We start from the raw sequence: 17650 nt of genomic DNA on the forward strand, positions 1-17650 counted from the left end.
CGAACTTTATTTAAAAATAAGTACTAAAAAAGCCTCAGGTCTACAAGAGACTAGTATTTGGTCCGTTTAATTTACAGTGGTTTCTTAATTTTGCCACTGGTATTTAAACCTTCAACTTCCTAGCCTCACGGGACTAATTTAAAGTTACGATATTCAATTGATTAGTCAATTTAACCTAACACGAAATTTAATTTTTGGGTAGTGTTTTTTCTGATAACCCGATTAATAATTTCGAATCGCTAACCACCACAATCCCATGATAACGGGCATGGTGCGGTAGGTTTGCGATTGAAGTTTCTGGTTAATAAAGTCAGTTGGCTTATTTACTTTCAGCAGCAACTGCATCATTGACTGCTGCTTGTTCCGCTTCAATTAACGCCACTCGCCCAGCAATAATCCGTTCGTCCATCGTGATTTCACGGGTTAAACCTGGTGTATTGAGCTTAGGAGTGAAGAAGTCCTTAAACTCCTGTAACCGAGCTGAGGTCTTGAAAATGTTAGCAATCGAGGTAATAAAACCAGTAAATTCCATGTCACCACCAACCGTCTTTTGCATCCAACCCCAATCGTTGCGGATCCAATCCCAGGCTGCTTGTTGACCAGCATCATTAGCCAGCACCGCTGGGAACCAGGCCCGTAAATCCTGTGGCTTGATGATCGTTGGTTTTTCAAAATCTTCAATCAACTTAGCCACTTGTTTAGCATCTGGAGTTTCAGCTAAGGCTACTTGTAAATCCGCCTTAAAGCTGGCATCACTAGATTTTTGGTACAAATTAATTAAATGATCAAATAGTTCCATACTATTGTAATGCTTAATTTCATTACCGATCGTTAAGGCTCGAATTTCTGCCGGCAAATTAATCAAGTCAGCTTGATGTTCATTAAATAATTCATGGATTTGGGCAATCATTTCTTTATCTTGCGCATACAAAGCCGCACTAATAACTGCGGGTCTGATTACTAAGTCGTCAGGCGTATCGCTATCGCGCTTAGTTAAGCCTAACCGTGCCACTTGGTCCTTACTTAGTTGACCTAAGAAGGCTTGTAGATGTTGTTCTTCAGCAGAATCTGGTGCCACAAACTTCTTAAGGTCTGTAGTAATTCGGTAAAGGGCGGTAATGACAATTGAAGAATGACTGGCCGCAAATTGTTGTAGTAATGGAATAACTTTCGCAAAACTAATTTGTTGGCCTTCCGCTAATAACCGTAAATCTTGTAAGAACTGTAATTGGGTAATGGCATCAAAGTCAGCCATCTCACTCAATAAGTCGTTCAACAAGGTTTCATCATACTTCACAATGAAATGGGAATTATTGCCGACGTTTAATCTAAACGCCTGCCCGGCTTGTTGCCGGAGTTCTTGATAATCACCCAACTTAATTTCTTTGCCGGCCATAATGGTTGGTACCACATCATAGTTACCGTTCAACGGAATTTGCCAGATACGTCCCTGGTCTTTGCCATCTCCAATAAAGAACTGTTGTTGACTTAGCGTTAATTGACCGTCAACCACGGAGGCAGATACTACTGGGTAACCAGGTTGTTCCAACCAAGAATTCATAATCATTCCCACGTTTTGACCGGAAGCTTCTTCTAGCGCTGCCCATAGATCAGCACCGGTAGCATTACCGTAGTGGTGAGCTGCAAAGTAGTTCTTTAAGCCAGAACGTAAGGCTTCATCACCGATTAAGGAACGAACCATCACCAGCATTCGAGAACCCTTGGCGTACACGATGGCACTATCAAACAGCGCCGCAATTTCAGCGGGATCTTCAACCGCCACGTGAACGGGTTGGACGCCATCAATAGCATCCCGTTGCAAAGCCCGTGGTACTTCTAAGGTTTGGAAAGTTTCCCAGATGTGCCAATCTGGTTCTAAGGCATCTACTGCCACGTATTCCATCATGTTGGCAAAACTTTCGTTCAACCACAGATCATCCCACCACTTCATGGTTACCAAATCTCCAAACCATTGGTGAGCTAGTTCGTGGGTGATAGTAGTGGCCACATGTTGCTTGGTAGCCATGGAAGCATTGGCTGGGTCAAATAATAGGTAAGATTCACGATAAGTGACCAAGCCCCAGTTTTCCATTGCTCCGGCGGAGAAGTCTGGTAAGGCTAACTGCCAAGAATGGGGTAATGGGTATGGAGTTTCGTAGTATTCTTCGTAAAAATCAATTGAGCGTTTAGCAATGTCTAACGGAAAATCAAGCTCATTAATATCATGGGCTTTGGTGGAGTAGACACCGATTTTAACTCCACTCTTGGTGGTAGTTTGTTTGCTTTGAAGGTCACCGAAGGCAAACGCAATCAGGTAAGTCGACATCCGTTTAGTGGTGTCAAAGTAGTGAACGCCATTTTCTTCACGCACTTCCGGCATATTAGCCAAAATGGTTTCACCAGGTTTTTCGTCAAATTTAATTGCCAAGTCAAAGGTAGCTTTGGCTTCTGGCTCGTCCACGCTAGGAAAGGCTTGTCGAGCTGCCGTAGTTTCGAACTGGGTCCCAATAATTTCTTGGCGTTTGCCATCCAGTTCATAGTATGAAGGATAAATCCCCATCATCGTGTCAGTTAAGGGTGCTTCATAGGCAATCATCACGGTTACCTTCCCCGCCCTTGGCAAATTAATCCGCACTAATTCCGCTTTATCATCGGTTTCAAACGTTACTTCTTGGTTATCCACCATGACGGACTCAATCGTTAAGTATTTTTGGTGCACCGCAATGGTTGGGTCCACCGCGTTCCCGGTAATCGTTGAAGTTCCAGCGATTGTTTTCTTAGCCCGGTTAATATCAATGTTTAAATCGTAGTGCTCTGGTTGAAATGTTTCGTATAAGTGCCCTGTTTGTGTCATTGCCAACCTCCTAAATAATTTAGTATTCATCTTATAGCGTTTTCAATTTAAGAACAAGGATTTAGCTATTTTTATATTTTATGCCGTTAAGTTGAATACCCTTGTTATTGATCATTATCGGTATAGCGAACAATCTTGAGTTCATTGTTTTTAAAGGTCGCCATAAAAACATCCTTAACATTGGTAACCCCATGCTGAGCCAAAACTTGGGTTAGCCACTTTTCGTCTTTGCCCATAATTTCCAAGACATCGTTATCAATTTGACCATCAACGATCACCGGATAACGAATACTTCCATCCCCCTGTCTCAAGACAGTAAGACTACCATTTTGCTCAATAATAGCTCGTTTGACTTCACTAATATTATAAACTCCGGCGGTTCTCAGCTTAAAATCCACTTCTTTAGCAGATAGGTTAACCTTCAAACAGTTATCTACTAAAATCCGCCCGTTTTTAATGATCGTGACTGGTTCTCCATCAATCAACTTCCCAATCCAGTGAATATGGGTCTTAACGTAGCGCGTGACTAAAATTAATAGGGACCAAATGAGCAGAACCACCACAAATTGAGTCAGCGTAATTGCCGGATTATAGAGAACCCCACCAATAATACCGCCCAAGACGTAGTTTTGCATTTGGTCCAAAGCCGAAGTAGGAGCCAAATTACCCTTACCAGTAAAGTTGATCAAAAAAGTAATAAACAAAAAACCAACAATTAGCTTAAGAATAATGTCTGAATAGGTGAACATGCTTAATCCTCCTGAACCCTAATCTCGGGATGAGATAGTTGAATTTTTTCTAATACAAACTGAGTTCCATCATCATTAAATAAGAGACGAAAATAGCCCTTAGGAGTTTTAACTAATAAGTTATTAGTGTTGTTAAGTTGAGTGGCATTAATTAATACCTGTTGTGGCTTAACCTTTATTTTGGTTGCCACCTGTTGAACTATCTGTGTTACCTGACCAGTTTGTTTAATGGAATTACGCAAATTCGTATAATCATTGGCTTGAATTCCCACGATTAACAAACACAGGACCCCCACAATAATGGTTAAATCCTTATATTTAACGTCCCACCGATTTTTTAGGTACCTAATTTCAAAAGCAATAAATAGAATCACCAAAATAATAATCACGCCGATATGAACGTACTGCCAATTATTTTGATTGTTTTGGAGGTATTGATAAGTGTAAAAATCCATTCTAGATTACTCCTTTAATAAGTTAAAAATATTTTAGCACACACAATATTTAAGAAAATATCAGCTCAGTTCCTTAACTTGGCATCGTATTTTTAGAGGGAAATAAATTTGAAATTAAAAAGGAGAGAGTCAAAAGTCATAAAATGACCTTATAACCACACTCCTCTTTTATTATTACTTGTGCTTATAACATCTTTTGAAATTGTGATAGGCCATTAACCATTGTTATGTAAGTGTTTCAATTACAGTTTAATTATAAACATATTTCGGTCATATTTTGCTCACATTTAATTGTTATCATCACTATAAGTAAATTCAGACAATCCCTAACCACTTTCGAAATGGAGGTAATCCTCATGAAAAAATGGCTCCGAATTGTGTTTTTTTTAAGTTTTTTGGTAATTGCAGCACCGTTTCCGTTAGTAATTATTCAAGCGCAGGAACGCGGACCGACTATCAAAAATGCGACTGTTGAAAAAATAAGTGACTCAAAATCAGATCAAGCAAAGTTATCAATAATCTTAGACCTTGATGCCGACGAAAAGGTCAGTTTAGAGTTAACCGATAACGAACAAGCTAATTTTGATGAAGAGTCAGAAATAAAGATTGATGAAAAACAAATTAAGGCTGATTATGATAACGATAACCCAGAACAGCTAATGGTGGAAAACGTAACTCCAGAAGCACAAACCGTTACATTAGAAGTTCCTCTAGCAATCAATTATCAAACCAATGCCGACAAATTAAAGCTCCAACTATTATTGAATCATAATCAGGAAAAATACGATGTTCCTGAATTCGACTTAAGTAATAACGTTTCTGAACCTGACATTACAGAACCAAACACAAAGACTGTTTTTGAAAATCAAACAGAAACACCTACTAAAACTAATGACAAGGTAGAAAGTAAAGTATCTCAAAAACAAGTAACTGCTAGACAGGTTAAGAAGCAAGCGGAAAGCAGCACTGCTAAAGCAGAGGCTACAGAAGCTGATGAAGACGATGATGGCGAGGATCAGAAAAAAGCAACTCCAAAAGCAGATTCTCCTAAAACACCGATAATAAATCCATCAGAGAGTGTGGAAATTCCTAAGGGAGAACTAAATATTTACAGGACTCAAATTTTAAATAGCAGTTGGTCTAGTAAGTTAAGTATTGATACCGGTCAATTTAAAACAAATCCAGCAGAAATTTTTTATAAACCAGAATCAAATGGTGGTGGAAATTACTGGAGTCAAGATAGTTATCAAACAAATTATTACAATTCTTATTATCCAGGTGATGCTTACGCCGTTAAACTTCCAGATGCGGAGCCAGATGCAAAAACAGAATTTAAGGTGAAGTATGATAATGTCGGCGAATACTACGAAGATGGTACTGAAAATGCTATTGGCCATTCAATGGGGGCTGTCGTAACCATCTCTAACATTAAGTATAGAAGTTATAGTGAACATAAAACAAACACCTCTGACCACTATATTGATTTTTCTACTAACTTTTACTCAGGCCTACTTTATACCAATATTGATAGTTTCGACATCGATATTACTTTTATTGGAAATGATGGAGAAGAAAAGCAGTTAATTTTACCAAACAGTTCAGGAATTAACAATAACTCCTTTATCACCTTTGGTTCTCTTAACGGAAAAAGAGATAATCCCGATGAAGGCGAAGCAAACCCTGCTGACGGGAATGAATGTGCCGGAACTAACAACAAAGATAGTAATGGTAATTACATCCAAGGTATTTTAGCCAACCCAACAAAAGTAACTGATCGAGGGGATGGCTGGTATGAAGGTGTGGGCGAAGGAGTTTGGGATAAAAATAACGACACCGGAGAGTACTTACCCCATACAGGGATCGACCAGTGGGGAGACTTTCTAGGATCTATCAACTATGAAAAAGGAGCCGTATCGTTTCCATTATCCGGAACTACTCATAAATTTAAACTCAAGAGTACCCATGGTTTTGTTTGGCAATCACTAGCTGGTGGTTCAGTAATGCCAAGGCAACCAGCAGATCCGGTAAAAACTGTTCACCGAACTAACGATATTAATGTAGATAATAATGATTTAGACGATCAAACAATTGATAGGGTCAATAGTAATACAGCTGATAAAAATATGAGTAGTTTTTACTACACTGTTTACCAAGAAACCTACAATATTCCTAACGCGTCAATCGCTAAGCCTAATAATATTATCTTTACCGATACTTTACCGGAAGGAATGCAACTAGCCCAAAATTCATCAGGACGATATCAAATTCGGTTAATAAATACTAAAGATAAAGTCAATGAAACCGATGATGTAATCACTGAACTTGCAAATATAAGTTACGACAGCACTACCAGAAAAATCATCTATTCACTTACTGACAAAGAAATCGAAAGTCTAAAATTTAACGGTGGTCATTTCGCCATTCAGATGAAAGTTACATTCCCAGAAAACTTTATTGGCACATTTACTAATAAAGCTAAAGTTAAATTTGATTCTGGAGTTAATTACACTTGGGAAAATGAAACTAACGAAGTAATAACCCATTTCACTAGCAATACTGACACTTTACAACTAGAGAAAAAAGGTGAGTCACCTTTTAACCCTGGTGAGTACAGTAAACTATCAGGTGTCACCTTTAAACTTGAGGTACTTAATGGAGACGGCACTACCAATAAAATCGCTGAATATACTACTGATGATAAAGACGGAAAGGTTAGTTTGACAGGATTAGATCGCAATAAAACCTATATTCTAACTGAAAATGAAATGGATGGTTACGAACCACTAGGTGATTCCATAAAACTTTCATACAATGAATCAACCCAAAAATGGACAGTTTCTGATCATGAAAAAGTAACTATTTCAGACAAAACTATCACAGTTAATAACACCGTTCCTCGCGACGGTTACAACTTTCAGAAAATTGATAGCGCATCCAAAAACGGATTAAATGGAGCCAAGTTTGTAGTTAAACACGGTAACGACTATTTAACCTTTGATGCTAACGGTAAAATGACTGGCACCGCAACAAGTCAAACCTCAGATACACTGTTAGAAAGTAAATCCGTTGGTGAAACGGATGGACTCATTAACATCAGTGGTTTACCTCATGGCACTTACACATTAATTGAGGTTAAGGCTCCAGATGGCTATGCTCTAAATTCAAATCCAATCCCATTTGAAATAACAGACACTTCAGGAGGTGGTGCTCAACCTAAACAAATCGAGAACACTCGCTACAGCTTACCAGTTACGGGGGGATCCGGAATCATCTGGATCGTCATTATTGGATTAATCTCTATCTCACTGTCTCTCGCCATTCGGCGCACTCATCCAAGAGGAGGATAAGACCATGAAATTCAAAAAAATACTACGGACGCTAGCAGTCACCGCCTTAATGTTTGTTGGTGGCTCAGCAATTAACGCAAGTGCAGATGCCAAAACGGAAAGTCCTAGTGATACCATTAATATCCAATTGCATAAGATGAAAAATACCTCTGCTGGAACTAGCCTTCAAAACACAGGTAACACAATTACCGGAGATGCTCTAGGCGGATTAACACCATACGATGCTGAAAAATACGGTACAGTTGGATTTACGTTATACGAATTTACAGATAATAGTTTAATTCCTAATCCTAACAATGTGTCTGAAGCTGATTACAAGGAAGCAATTTCTGCCTTAACTGCAACGATCCATGGTGGAAGTACTGAATTGTCAGACATGAACACTGCTCAAGCTAAATTTATAAAAGATAATGTTGCGAACGGAAAAATTGCCGAAGTAGGAGACGAACAATTAATTTCTAATAAAGATGGCTTAGCTAACTTTACAAGCGTTCCAAATAACAAAACTTATTTAATCCTAGAAACAACGGTTCCTGAAGAAGGACTTAACTCTTTGTCAAGTCCCCTAATCTTCACCCTACCAATTGTAGGATTAACTGATACTACAACTGCTCATTTATATCCTAAAAACCAATTAGATGAAAGTAGTTCTAATCTTACAAAACTTGGACAGGATCCAGCAAATCCAACAAATCCAGTATTTGGTCCACTGGAAGGTGTTGAATTTACTCTCTCTAGCAAAAATAGTGGCAGCCAAACTGTTACCACTCTAGAAAATGGTACCTTAGATTTAAGTGACTTAATCGCTGGAGTTACTTACACTTTAACCGAAAGTAGTCTTGGAACCAATAAGGGATACGAAGGAATTGCTGGAATTACAGCAAAATTTAAAGTAGACACAGATGGTAATATTACTTTCACTGAAAAATCAAAACATTTCGGTCTTACAGACGATGGAAAAGGTATTATCGTTAAAAACTACCTTAAATTAGGTGGCGCTGACTTTGTTAAAGTTGATGCAGATGATACAACTAAATTGCTAGAAGGTGCTAAATTTATCGTTAAGAAAGAAAGTTTTGACGAAAGTGGAAACCCAACCACGGAATACGCTAAATTTAATAACTCTTACGAATTTACTGGCTGGGGAACTATAGATGAAGCCAAAGCATCTACACAATTAGTATCAAAAGATGATGGAACATTCGGCTTTACTGGTATTCCTTACGTTTATGACAAACGCAACGATGCTGAAGGAAAAGTAACTAAGTATTCCTTAGTTGAAACCCAAGCACCATCAGGCTATGCAAAATTAGCTGCTAACGACTCACAACTTAACTTTGAAATTGGTTCCAAAGACCAACTCATTAAAAACAAACGCTACTCACTTCCTATCACCGGTGGCATGGGCATCTGGCTCTTCGTTATCGCCGGTTTAGCATTAATGGGTGGTTCAGGTTACCTTTACTACAAGAAACAACGCAACGCATAATTCAATAGTTTAACAACGAGGCTTCGGCTTCGTTATACATATCCGAGAGGAGGAACTAACTATGCGCAAATGGCTCGCAATCCTATTATTCATTCTTGGCCTGGGGCTACTTAGTTTCCCCATGGTTAGCAACTACTATACCTCTCTTCGCCAACAAGGTACCCTTAATGAATATAAAACTAGTCTACAATATGCAAGTAAAAAGAAACTTAAAGAAGCCCAACAAAGCCTTCTCAAGCAACAAACTTCTCAACAGCAAACCGTCAACGATCCCTTTGGAGATCATTCTAGCACCGCTTACGGGACAGATCCCCTCGCCTTTATCTCCATTCCAGCAATCGACGTGGAACTACCGGTTTTCCCAGGAACTAGTGATAAGACTCTGAATCGTTACGCTGGTTTAGTTCAAGGGACCGACGTTCCAATGGGGAAGAAAAACCAACATAGTTTAATTACCGCTCACCGGGGATTGCCAGGAGCCCAGTTATTTACTGACTTACCCCGCCTAGAAATCGGCGATAGGTTTTACCTCAAAAACGCTTATGGGTTGATGACCTACGAAGTTGATAATATTAAGACCATCAAGCCAACCACCGCTAATCCCGTTCAGCGAGATCCTCAGACTAACCAAGTGACTCTGATGACTTGTACCCCTTACATGATCAACACCCACCGTCTCTTAGTTACTGGTCACCGTATTCCTAACGAATCCAAGTCAATTCCTAAAGCTCATTTTGTTTGGGACTGGTACAAGATTTTGATGGTGGCATTGGGGATCGCAGTAGTTGCTTACCTCATCTACCGCCTGATTCGCTACTTCCGGAACCATAAAGGAGGTGGTTCAGATGAAATCTAACCGCTCTAAACATCCAGCTTCCTGGTTGTTAATCCTTACCTTTCTGATTGGGATCATTATTTTAACCGTAGCCCTCACTGAATCGCCAGCTATCGAAAACATGGGCAAGAAGGAGTATGATGGCGTCACCGCAGATAAAATCGCTAAGGCCGCAAAAGTGGAACGCAAAAATCGCAATCACAGTGATGATTTCAACTACGCCAAAACCGGGCAACTAAATCCCCTTACCGTTGCTAATTACCAAACTCAAGATGTTATCAAAGGTTTTAATCCCACTAAAGATACCAGTGGTTACAAGGGCGGCAATTCAAACTATTACCCTGCCGGCCGCCTCATGATTCCAGCTGTAGGCTTGTATTTACCAATCGGCATCGGGGTCAGCAACGCCGTTTTAGTCCGGGGGGCCGGGACTTTAAAGCCCGACCAAAAGATGGGTGAAGGCAACTACGCTCTAGCTGGTCATTACATGACCAATACCCACATTTTATTTTCCCCGATCAAACGCGTCCAAAAGGGCAACCGCATTATCATTACTGACATGAAAAAAGTCTATACCTACCGAGCCATTAGTAATCAAATTGTCGATAAAGACGACGTGGAAGTCTTAGATGACCAACCAGGACGTAAGTTAATCACCCTTATCACTTGTGCTTCTTGGCGTTGGAACGAACCAGACCGGATTGTAGTTCAAGGAAAATTACAATCCATCCACCCTTATAAATAAAAAAACAACGATGATCTTTTTATCAAGATCATCGTTGTTTTTTATTGTAAGTACCCCACGTGCGCCATTGCTGGCACCTCGTTCCACTTCACTGGATAACCAGCACCGTGAGCACAAAATACTGAATCAGGAGTGTTAGCTACGTCCGCAACTGGATCATAATCCGTAGCTGCAATGACTTCAGCTGCGTTATGACAAGGCTGATAACCTGCAAACACGCACTCTAGTTGACCTTGACCATGCGTATAGGCGTTAACGGCCTGAGAATATTCTTGCATCTCGGATACTGGCGCGGTCCCAACGATCGTAACCATTTCCGCACTTCCAGCATTAGTTGGTGCTTCAAAAGTCCCGTTCATTTTTTGAATATCGTTTAAGGCGCGCCCCACTTGATCACTACCGATCTCCAACCTAAATTGATACCAGGGTTCCAGTAATTGGCACGCGTCTCGTTGCTTCAACATCATCAATCCTTGGCGAACTGCTCGCCAAGTAGCTTCACGGAAATCTCCACCAACGGTATGAACATTGCTGGCACGTCCATTAATCAAGGTAATTTTTGTATCGGTCAATGGTGAACCAGTTAGCACGCCCAACTGCTCCTTAGCCGCTAAATTAGCTAACACCTGATGTTGCCAATTTTTGCCGAGCACGTCTACCGGGCAATCCGCCACAAACTCTAGCCCACTACCAGCCGGAGCTGGTTCCATCAATAAGTGGACTTCCGCGTAATGTCTAAGGGGTTCAAAGTGACCGACTCCTTCTACGTTTTCGGTAATGGTTTCGCGATATAAAATGCTGCCTTCACCAAACTCTACCTGTAACCTAAACCGGGACAGCAAGATCTGTTGTAAAACTTCTAGTTGAACGGTTCCCATCAATTGCACTCGAATTTCTTGCAAATGGCTATCCCATTGAACGTGCAATTGTGGATCTTCATCTTCGAGTTCCCGCAAGGCCGTCAAGGTGGTTTGTAAATCTGCCGCATTGGATTGGACCGCATAATTTAAAACCGGTTGAAGCATTGGACTCAAAGCGTCAGCCTGATTACCTAAGCCTTGGCCGGGATACGTTCCAGTCAAACCAGTGACAGCGCAAACTTGCCCCGCATTGATTTGCGTTTGGTTCGCAAACTTGATTCCGTTATACACTCGTAGTTGGTTAATCTTTTGATCGTCAAGCACCGACATTTTGGGTTGTAAGTCACCACCAGTCACTCTTAACCAGGTCAATCGTTCACCATGGTCGTCGTGCGAGATTTTGAACACCCGCGCACCAAATTCGCGTTCGGTTTGCGTTTCAAGTGTCCGCTTAGCCATTCCAGCCAACAAGTCAGTGACTCCTTCCAACTTCAGGGCTGCTCCAAAATATACTGGAAAGACTTGGCGTTTTTGTATAAGCCGTTTAACGGTTTGCTCGCTCAACTCCCCTACTTCCATAAACTCATCCAGTGCTTTTTCGGATTGCATCGCAATTTCTTCTTGAGTTGCCTCAGTTAGTTCATCAGTGTCAAAGGCCACGCAACCATCCGCCAAATTAGTTTGTAAATCCTGCAAGACGGTATTGCGGTCAACTCCGGGCACATCCATTTTATTAACAAAAATGAACGTGGGAATTTCGTAACGTTCCAATAAATGCCACAGGGTTCTAGTGTACCCCTTTACCCCATCGGTAGCTGAAACTACTAAGATAGCGTAATCCAGAACGCTTAACACCTGTTCCGTTTGGCTAGCAAAATCCATATGCCCCGGAGTGTCTAGCAACGTTAACGCTAAATCCTCGTATTGTAAGTTAGCTTGATGCGAAAAAATAGTAATGCCGCGTTTTTGTTCTAAACTATCAGAATCCAAAAAGGCGTCACCGTTATCCACTCGCCCTAGTTGTCTGACAGTTCCAGTTTGGTACAGCAGTGCCTCTGATAACGTGGTTTTGCCTGCGTCCACGTGGGCCACAATTCCAGTTACAATTTGTTTCATGAAAAAATCTCCTCATGCTTCGATATTCGCTGTCTTTAATTATAACCTGGTTGTCAATTCAGACCGCAAAGGGCTTTGGTGGCCGCCAAATCATTCATGGTGAATAGATGGATCCCAGCAACTTGGTGCTTTTGTAAATCTTTAATTTGCCGTTGCGTAAACTCCAATCCCACTTGGCGAAAGGCTACTGGATCGTCACCATATCTGGAAACCAACTGTTCTAACGTTGGCGTTAACGTTAGTCCCATTTTAGTAGTCAAAATCTCGACCAAATGCGAACTCAAAATCGGCATAACTCCGGCCACAATTGGGACGTTAATGCCAGCAGCTTGCGCCCGATCAGTGAAATCATAGAAGACCTGATTATCAAAGAAAACTTGCGAAATTAATCGTTCAGCGCCAACTGCTACCTTCAACTGCAAATACTGCAAATCTGCTGCCAATGAATCAGCTTCCGCATGACCATCCGGATAACAAGCCGCACTAATTTGAAAATCACCTTGAGTTTTAAGATAGGTAATTAAGTCGCTAGCATGTAAGAAGTCCCCCACTTGTCGATCAGCTTGGTAATCTCCCCGCAACGCCATTATCTGATGGACGTTAATGGTTCTCAATCGTTCTAAAAAGGCGGTAACACTGGCTTTAGTTTCATAGAGACCAGTTAAATGAGCAACCGCCGGCAGGCCAATTTGGTTTTGCACCCTAGCTAACGTCGCTAAACTAGCCTCCTTAGCAGTAGCTGTCTGCCCAGCACCTAGAGTAACTGCCACCGAAGTGGGCTGTAAATCTGCTAATCCAGCCAACATTTCTTCATAATCCGGCACTTTATCTGGACTACTAGGAGGAACAATTTCTATAGAAAATGACATGAAGAGGGCTCCTTTAAAAAAAATTTATTGCCTTTATTATAGCAAACCCTAACTCGTCTAAAATTCGCACGTCGTTTTATTTGTTTCTAAATAACCGCTATGGTACTGTTGGATTAATAAATCACATCTAGTAAGGGAGATCATATTATGGCACAAGTTTTAGTAGTAACAACTGAAAACATTCCTGGTAAAAATTACGAAGCAATTGGCGAAGTTTTCGGACTAACTACCCAATCCAAAAACGTTGTTAAAAACATCGGCGCTGGATTAAAGAGCGTGATCGGTGGCGAAATCAAGGCCTACACTGAATTGATGTCTGAAACCCGTGACACCGCCGTTGACAGATTGAAGGATAATGCAGCTGCTATGGGTGCTGATGCCGTAGTTATGATGCGTTATGACACTGATTCAATCGATGAAGGGATGGAAACGGTAACTGCTTATGGAACTGCAGTTAAGTTTGTGGACTAACTCCTAAATTTTCCCTAACAAAAAGGAACAGCTTGGCAATTTAGCCACTGTTCCTTTTTTAATTGCTTTTTTGCATATCCAGATGAGGAATATCGTCTTCTAAATACACTGCCGACGTGGCTTGAAAACCAAATGATTCGTAAAATTTTTGCAGGTAGGCTTGTGCTTGAATTTTAATTGGTTGGCCCGCAAAATTATCGGCGATCATTTCTAAGGCCGCACTAACAATCTGACGACCTAATCCTTGACCCCGAAATGGTTCAGCAACTAACACGCGGCCAAAGGTAACGTAATCACCCTTATCGATGACTCGCGCATAGGCTTGAATGTGTTCGTGTTCGTGCAAAATAATGTGCCAATCGTTAAAATCAGCATCGTCAACTTCTTGGTAGGGACAGTTTTGTTCCACTACAAAAACCGCCACCCGCTGTTTCATAATTTCAATAAGTTCCGTGCTACTTAATTCTGCTGTTTTTTTAATGGTTAACATTTGATCACCCCTTGAGGCAACAATAAACCATTACTCTGAATTTAACAAATAAAAAACCGATGTTTTGTTAACATCGGTCAAAATATTATTTAGCAATTACCACCACTAGCTTGCATCCCTTTACCAGCAGCATTAAGCACTTCCTGCCCGTTAGCAATTTGGACTGCGTTATCCAAAATATGGGCGTTATCCCTAATTTCAACACTGTGATTCTTGTAATCTAGCGTTAAACCAGATTCAAAAAACATCGTGTCGTATTTAGAAGTCCACATGTGAAGATCAGCGTTATTTTCCATTTTCAATTGATAATCTGGGTCCGGCTGATCCAACACGATAATGGTGAAGTTAGCCCCTAAGCTACAGGACCCACCATTTAGTGAGTACTTGCCCCCAGCGTCATCCGTGATCAAAATCAACTCTTTATCAGTAATTCCTTTAGTCTTAAGGTATTCCAACATTGTTGGTGTTACATTAATTGTTGGCATATTCATTCCTCCTTAGCAATTCACATCAGCAAACTGCTTACTAAAAGTTCGTATCAACAACTTATATTCTACTCCCTTTACTGAAAAATGCTAATTTTAACACTTCAGTTTTCATTAATTATTAAGCTTAGCTTTCACATCACTTGGAACTTGGTCCGCTTTCACTTCGTTAGGCCCGTTAATTACTCGTTTTTGAGAAATTTCAGCTTTAACGTATGAGTTAGGAGTAAATGGTTTCGGATCTGAACCCATTAGTTCATATTCCATGTTTTGGACCTTTCCGTCCGTTCTCACAAATTTAAAGTGGTAAACGTACGAATAGGAATTAGAAATGGTCTTACCATTATCGTCCACCGTTTTTTCTCGCGTTGGCACTTTACTACTTACTACTGCGTAAGCCGTATGTCCTTGGTAAGTTTCTTGATAGTAGTTCCAACCAAAATAAGCTAATACTACTACCGCCACTCCCACAATTAACCAAATTATTTTCTTCATAGTAAATAAACCCTCCTTGGTTTTGATTAATTGTAGCATATCTAAAACAAACAGAAGTGAAGAAACTATCGATAATGATATAATTAAATTAGTACAATCATAACCTGGAGGTCGACTATGAGTGCTTATGTATTCCCCATTGTTTCAGCTTTTTTTACTTTTATTTTTATCGCCTTGCTTGCCGTAATTCCGTATGCCGTATTGCAGTACCGCAAGTATGGTTCCATTTCCAAACTAAAAGTATTAATTGTCTTTAGTTTCAGCTTTTATTTGATTTGTGCCTACTACTTAATTATTTTGCCACTACCTAGACAAAGCTTTGTTGCTCACTTACATACTCCTTGGATGCAACTAGTTCCTTTCAATGCATTGCATTATTTCATCACTAATACCGTCTTTAGACCGCTAGACCCTAGCACCTACGTTCCCGCCCTTAAGCAAAGTGCCTTTTTGCAACCTTACTTTAATTTCATGCTCACCGTACCGTTTGGTTTGTATTTACGTTATTTTTGGAAGCTCTCGTTTAAAAAAGTGGTCTTGGCATCCTTTTGCCTTTCCCTCTTTTTTGAATTGACTCAGTTAAGTGGTTTGTACTTTATCTATCCGCGTCCTTACCGATTATTCGACGTTGACGATTTAATTTTAAATACCTTAGGTGGTACCTGCGGTTATTTAATCGAACCCTTATTTGCCAAACTGTTCCCCCCACTTTCTCGGCTCAACTATGATGCTGAACAAAAACGTAATGTCGCTAGTTTTTCTCGCCGAGCTATCGCATTTGTCATTGATTGGATTATTTTATTAATTATTTTTATTACTTTAGGGTTGTTAGTTCCCCAATTAGGACTGAATAATTACCTAAGCTACTTGGGTGGTGTGTTCATCTACTTCGTAATATTACCTTACTTCAGTAAGGGCACTACGATTGGTAAGGGGGCCGTCAAAATTAGTCTGGTGGCAGAAGACGAATCAGCTGCTGGTTTTTTGCAACTATTGTTCCGGCAGTTCCTATTTTATGGCTTAGCCCTAGGTAACCTTTTTTACTTCATTCCGTTAGTCCTAGTCAAATTCGATTCGGATCGTGGCAGTAGTAGGGCCTTTTACTTTACCATTTTAGCAATTGCTGGTATTGCGTTGTTGCTATTCTTATTGGATATCTTGGTGTTAATGTTTAAGCAAAACAGCAAGATGTTTTATGAACACATGACTAACACTAGAGAAATTGGTCATTAGCTTATTTTTTCAATGTAACATTTATGGCAGCCAAGTTACGAATATAACCTAATTTCATCCAATTGCCATTTTCGACCTAAAGTTGTAAATCTCTCCCAATTGCCTCGTAATATTGACACGTTACAATGTGGTCATCAACTAGAAATGAGGAATTGATTTTGAAATTACCTATTCGTTTAACTTTACTTGCTACCCTTGGATTAATGGGAGCAGGCATCGCTACCACAGATGTGGCAAGCGCCGACACTTATACTCAACCACAAACTACTCAAGCTACTCAAACCTATAATGTTGGATACGCTAATCAAGGTACTAACTATAATTACAACTATAATTATAATTACGCCAATAATAGTTACTCAGCTAATAGCGTAGCAACAAATACTAGCACTGCTAATCAAGCTACGGCTAATACTACCACTACTAGTTCTAACAGCGCCGTAGTTGACTACGCTAAAAAATTAGCTAACATGAACATCCCTTACGTTTGGGGTGGCGCTAGTCTTAGCGGAATGGACTGCTCTGGTTTGACCGCTTATGTTTATCAACATGCAGCTGGTATTAGCTTAGCTCATAACACCGTGGCTCAAGAAGGCCAAGTAACTTATGAAAGTGTAAGTGCTGCTCAACCTGGCGACCTCTTGTTCTGGGGAAGCCAAGGCGCATCTTATCACGTTGCTATCTACATTGGTAACAACCAATACGTAGCTGCACCTCAACCTGGTTCAAATGTAGAAGTAGAGACGATCAGCTCTGCATTTATGCCTAGCTTTGCGGGGAGAGTAAAATAAAGTTTTAAAGTGCTGAACCTCACGGGTACTTTCGAGTACCAATGAAAAAATGCTGAATAGTTCGATTTGCTTTTCAAATCGCTATTTAGCATTTTTATGTTGGACGGAAAAAGTAGTGAGGTGAGGCCGATTTACAAAGTGCTAAGGGACTCGGGAACTAACGAGTTTCTAACCTAAAAATAGCAGGTAGTTCGGCGAATGCCGCTACCTGTTATTTTGTAGTTAGGTGAGTTAGTTGAGTGCCGAAGCCGTTTTATAAAGTGCTGGCGAGAGAAACTAAATTTCTGAAAGAAATTTTTAGTTGAACCTTCGCAAAGTTGGCTAGAGTTTTGTTTTTTGAAACTCAGCCAACCACTGCGCTCGGGT

General features: G+C 40.4%; 15 protein-coding genes. 7 read left to right on the forward strand and 8 right to left on the reverse strand.

The genetic code is table 11. The features are described 5' to 3' along the window. Positions 1-319: 319 nt before the first annotated feature. The 3 genes from OXT66_RS00530 to OXT66_RS00540 form a co-directional block, all read right to left on the reverse strand. Entirely contained in the window at positions 320-2854 is a 2535-nt protein-coding gene (locus OXT66_RS00530) for a M1 family metallopeptidase (RefSeq protein ID WP_268595130.1), read from the reverse strand. 104 nt (positions 2855-2958) lie between these two features. Next, positions 2959-3603: a DUF421 domain-containing protein gene (locus OXT66_RS00535; protein WP_268595131.1), complete on the reverse strand. Its 645-nt coding sequence runs from the start codon at positions 3601-3603 to the stop codon at positions 2959-2961. A gap of 2 nt (positions 3604-3605) precedes the next feature. Further along, a complete protein-coding gene (locus OXT66_RS00540) occupies positions 3606-4058 on the reverse strand; it encodes a DUF3290 domain-containing protein (RefSeq protein WP_268595132.1) in 453 nt (150 codons plus the stop codon). 356 nt (positions 4059-4414) lie between these two features. Here OXT66_RS00540 and OXT66_RS00545 point away from each other — a divergent pair, with 356 nt between their 5' ends. From OXT66_RS00545 to OXT66_RS00560, 4 genes are all read left to right on the forward strand, one after another. Beyond that, on the forward strand, positions 4415-7405 hold the full coding sequence (locus OXT66_RS00545) for an MSCRAMM family protein (RefSeq protein WP_268595133.1): 2991 nt from the start codon (positions 4415-4417) through the stop codon (positions 7403-7405). 4 nt (positions 7406-7409) lie between these two features. Continuing rightward, positions 7410-8894, forward strand: coding sequence for a SpaA isopeptide-forming pilin-related protein (locus OXT66_RS00550; protein ID WP_268595134.1), 1485 nt, complete (start codon positions 7410-7412; stop codon positions 8892-8894). A 61-nt stretch (positions 8895-8955) separates the two neighbouring features. Beyond that, positions 8956-9750 carry a class C sortase gene (locus OXT66_RS00555; RefSeq protein WP_268595135.1) on the forward strand — a complete coding sequence of 265 codons (795 nt, stop codon included), beginning with the start codon at positions 8956-8958 and terminating at the stop codon, positions 9748-9750. Further along, entirely contained in the window at positions 9740-10474 is a 735-nt protein-coding gene (locus OXT66_RS00560) for a class A sortase (RefSeq protein ID WP_268595136.1), read from the forward strand. The genes OXT66_RS00555 and OXT66_RS00560 overlap by 11 nt, the downstream gene beginning before the upstream one ends. 41 nt (positions 10475-10515) lie before the next feature. Here the strand turns inward: OXT66_RS00560 and OXT66_RS00565 are convergent, their stop codons facing one another. Next, positions 10516-12450 (reverse strand): elongation factor G, encoded by a 1935-nt coding sequence (locus OXT66_RS00565; protein ID WP_268595137.1) that lies wholly within the window; start codon positions 12448-12450, stop codon positions 10516-10518. A gap of 53 nt (positions 12451-12503) precedes the next feature. Further along, positions 12504-13319, reverse strand: coding sequence for a methylenetetrahydrofolate reductase (locus tag OXT66_RS00570; protein ID WP_268595138.1), 816 nt, complete (start codon positions 13317-13319; stop codon positions 12504-12506). Positions 13320-13466: 147 nt separating this feature from the next. Between OXT66_RS00570 and OXT66_RS00575 the strand changes: the two genes are divergently transcribed. Next, the gene (locus OXT66_RS00575; protein WP_268595139.1) at positions 13467-13790 is read left to right on the forward strand and encodes a heavy metal-binding domain-containing protein; all 324 of its coding nucleotides are present in this window, start codon (positions 13467-13469) and stop codon (positions 13788-13790) included. A gap of 58 nt (positions 13791-13848) precedes the next feature. On the opposite strand, the gene OXT66_RS00580 is transcribed toward OXT66_RS00575, so the two are convergent. The 3 genes from OXT66_RS00580 to OXT66_RS00590 form a co-directional block, all read right to left on the reverse strand. Then, the gene (locus OXT66_RS00580) at positions 13849-14280 is read right to left on the reverse strand and encodes a GNAT family N-acetyltransferase (RefSeq protein WP_268595140.1); all 432 of its coding nucleotides are present in this window, start codon (positions 14278-14280) and stop codon (positions 13849-13851) included. 89 nt (positions 14281-14369) lie between these two features. After that, positions 14370-14765 carry an iron-sulfur cluster biosynthesis family protein gene (locus OXT66_RS00585; RefSeq protein ID WP_054670327.1) on the reverse strand — a complete coding sequence of 132 codons (396 nt, stop codon included), beginning with the start codon at positions 14763-14765 and terminating at the stop codon, positions 14370-14372. Between the two features lie 114 nt (positions 14766-14879). Then, complete coding sequence (locus OXT66_RS00590) at positions 14880-15260, reverse strand: DUF1093 domain-containing protein (RefSeq protein ID WP_268595141.1); 381 nt, start codon at positions 15258-15260, stop codon at positions 14880-14882. Positions 15261-15377: 117 nt separating this feature from the next. On the opposite strand from OXT66_RS00590, the gene OXT66_RS00595 reads away from it, so the two are divergent. Together OXT66_RS00595 and OXT66_RS00600 are read left to right on the forward strand one after the other, a co-directional pair. Beyond that, entirely contained in the window at positions 15378-16493 is a 1116-nt protein-coding gene (locus OXT66_RS00595; RefSeq protein WP_268595142.1) for a VanZ family protein, read from the forward strand. Between the two features lie 158 nt (positions 16494-16651). After that, complete coding sequence (locus tag OXT66_RS00600) at positions 16652-17284, forward strand: C40 family peptidase (protein WP_268595143.1); 633 nt, start codon at positions 16652-16654, stop codon at positions 17282-17284. Positions 17285-17650 lie beyond the last annotated feature (366 nt).

The sequence above is a fragment of the Lentilactobacillus senioris genome (genome assembly GCF_026798195.1).
In the GTDB taxonomy this organism is placed as follows: Bacteria; Bacillota; Bacilli; order Lactobacillales; family Lactobacillaceae; genus Lentilactobacillus; species Lentilactobacillus senioris_A.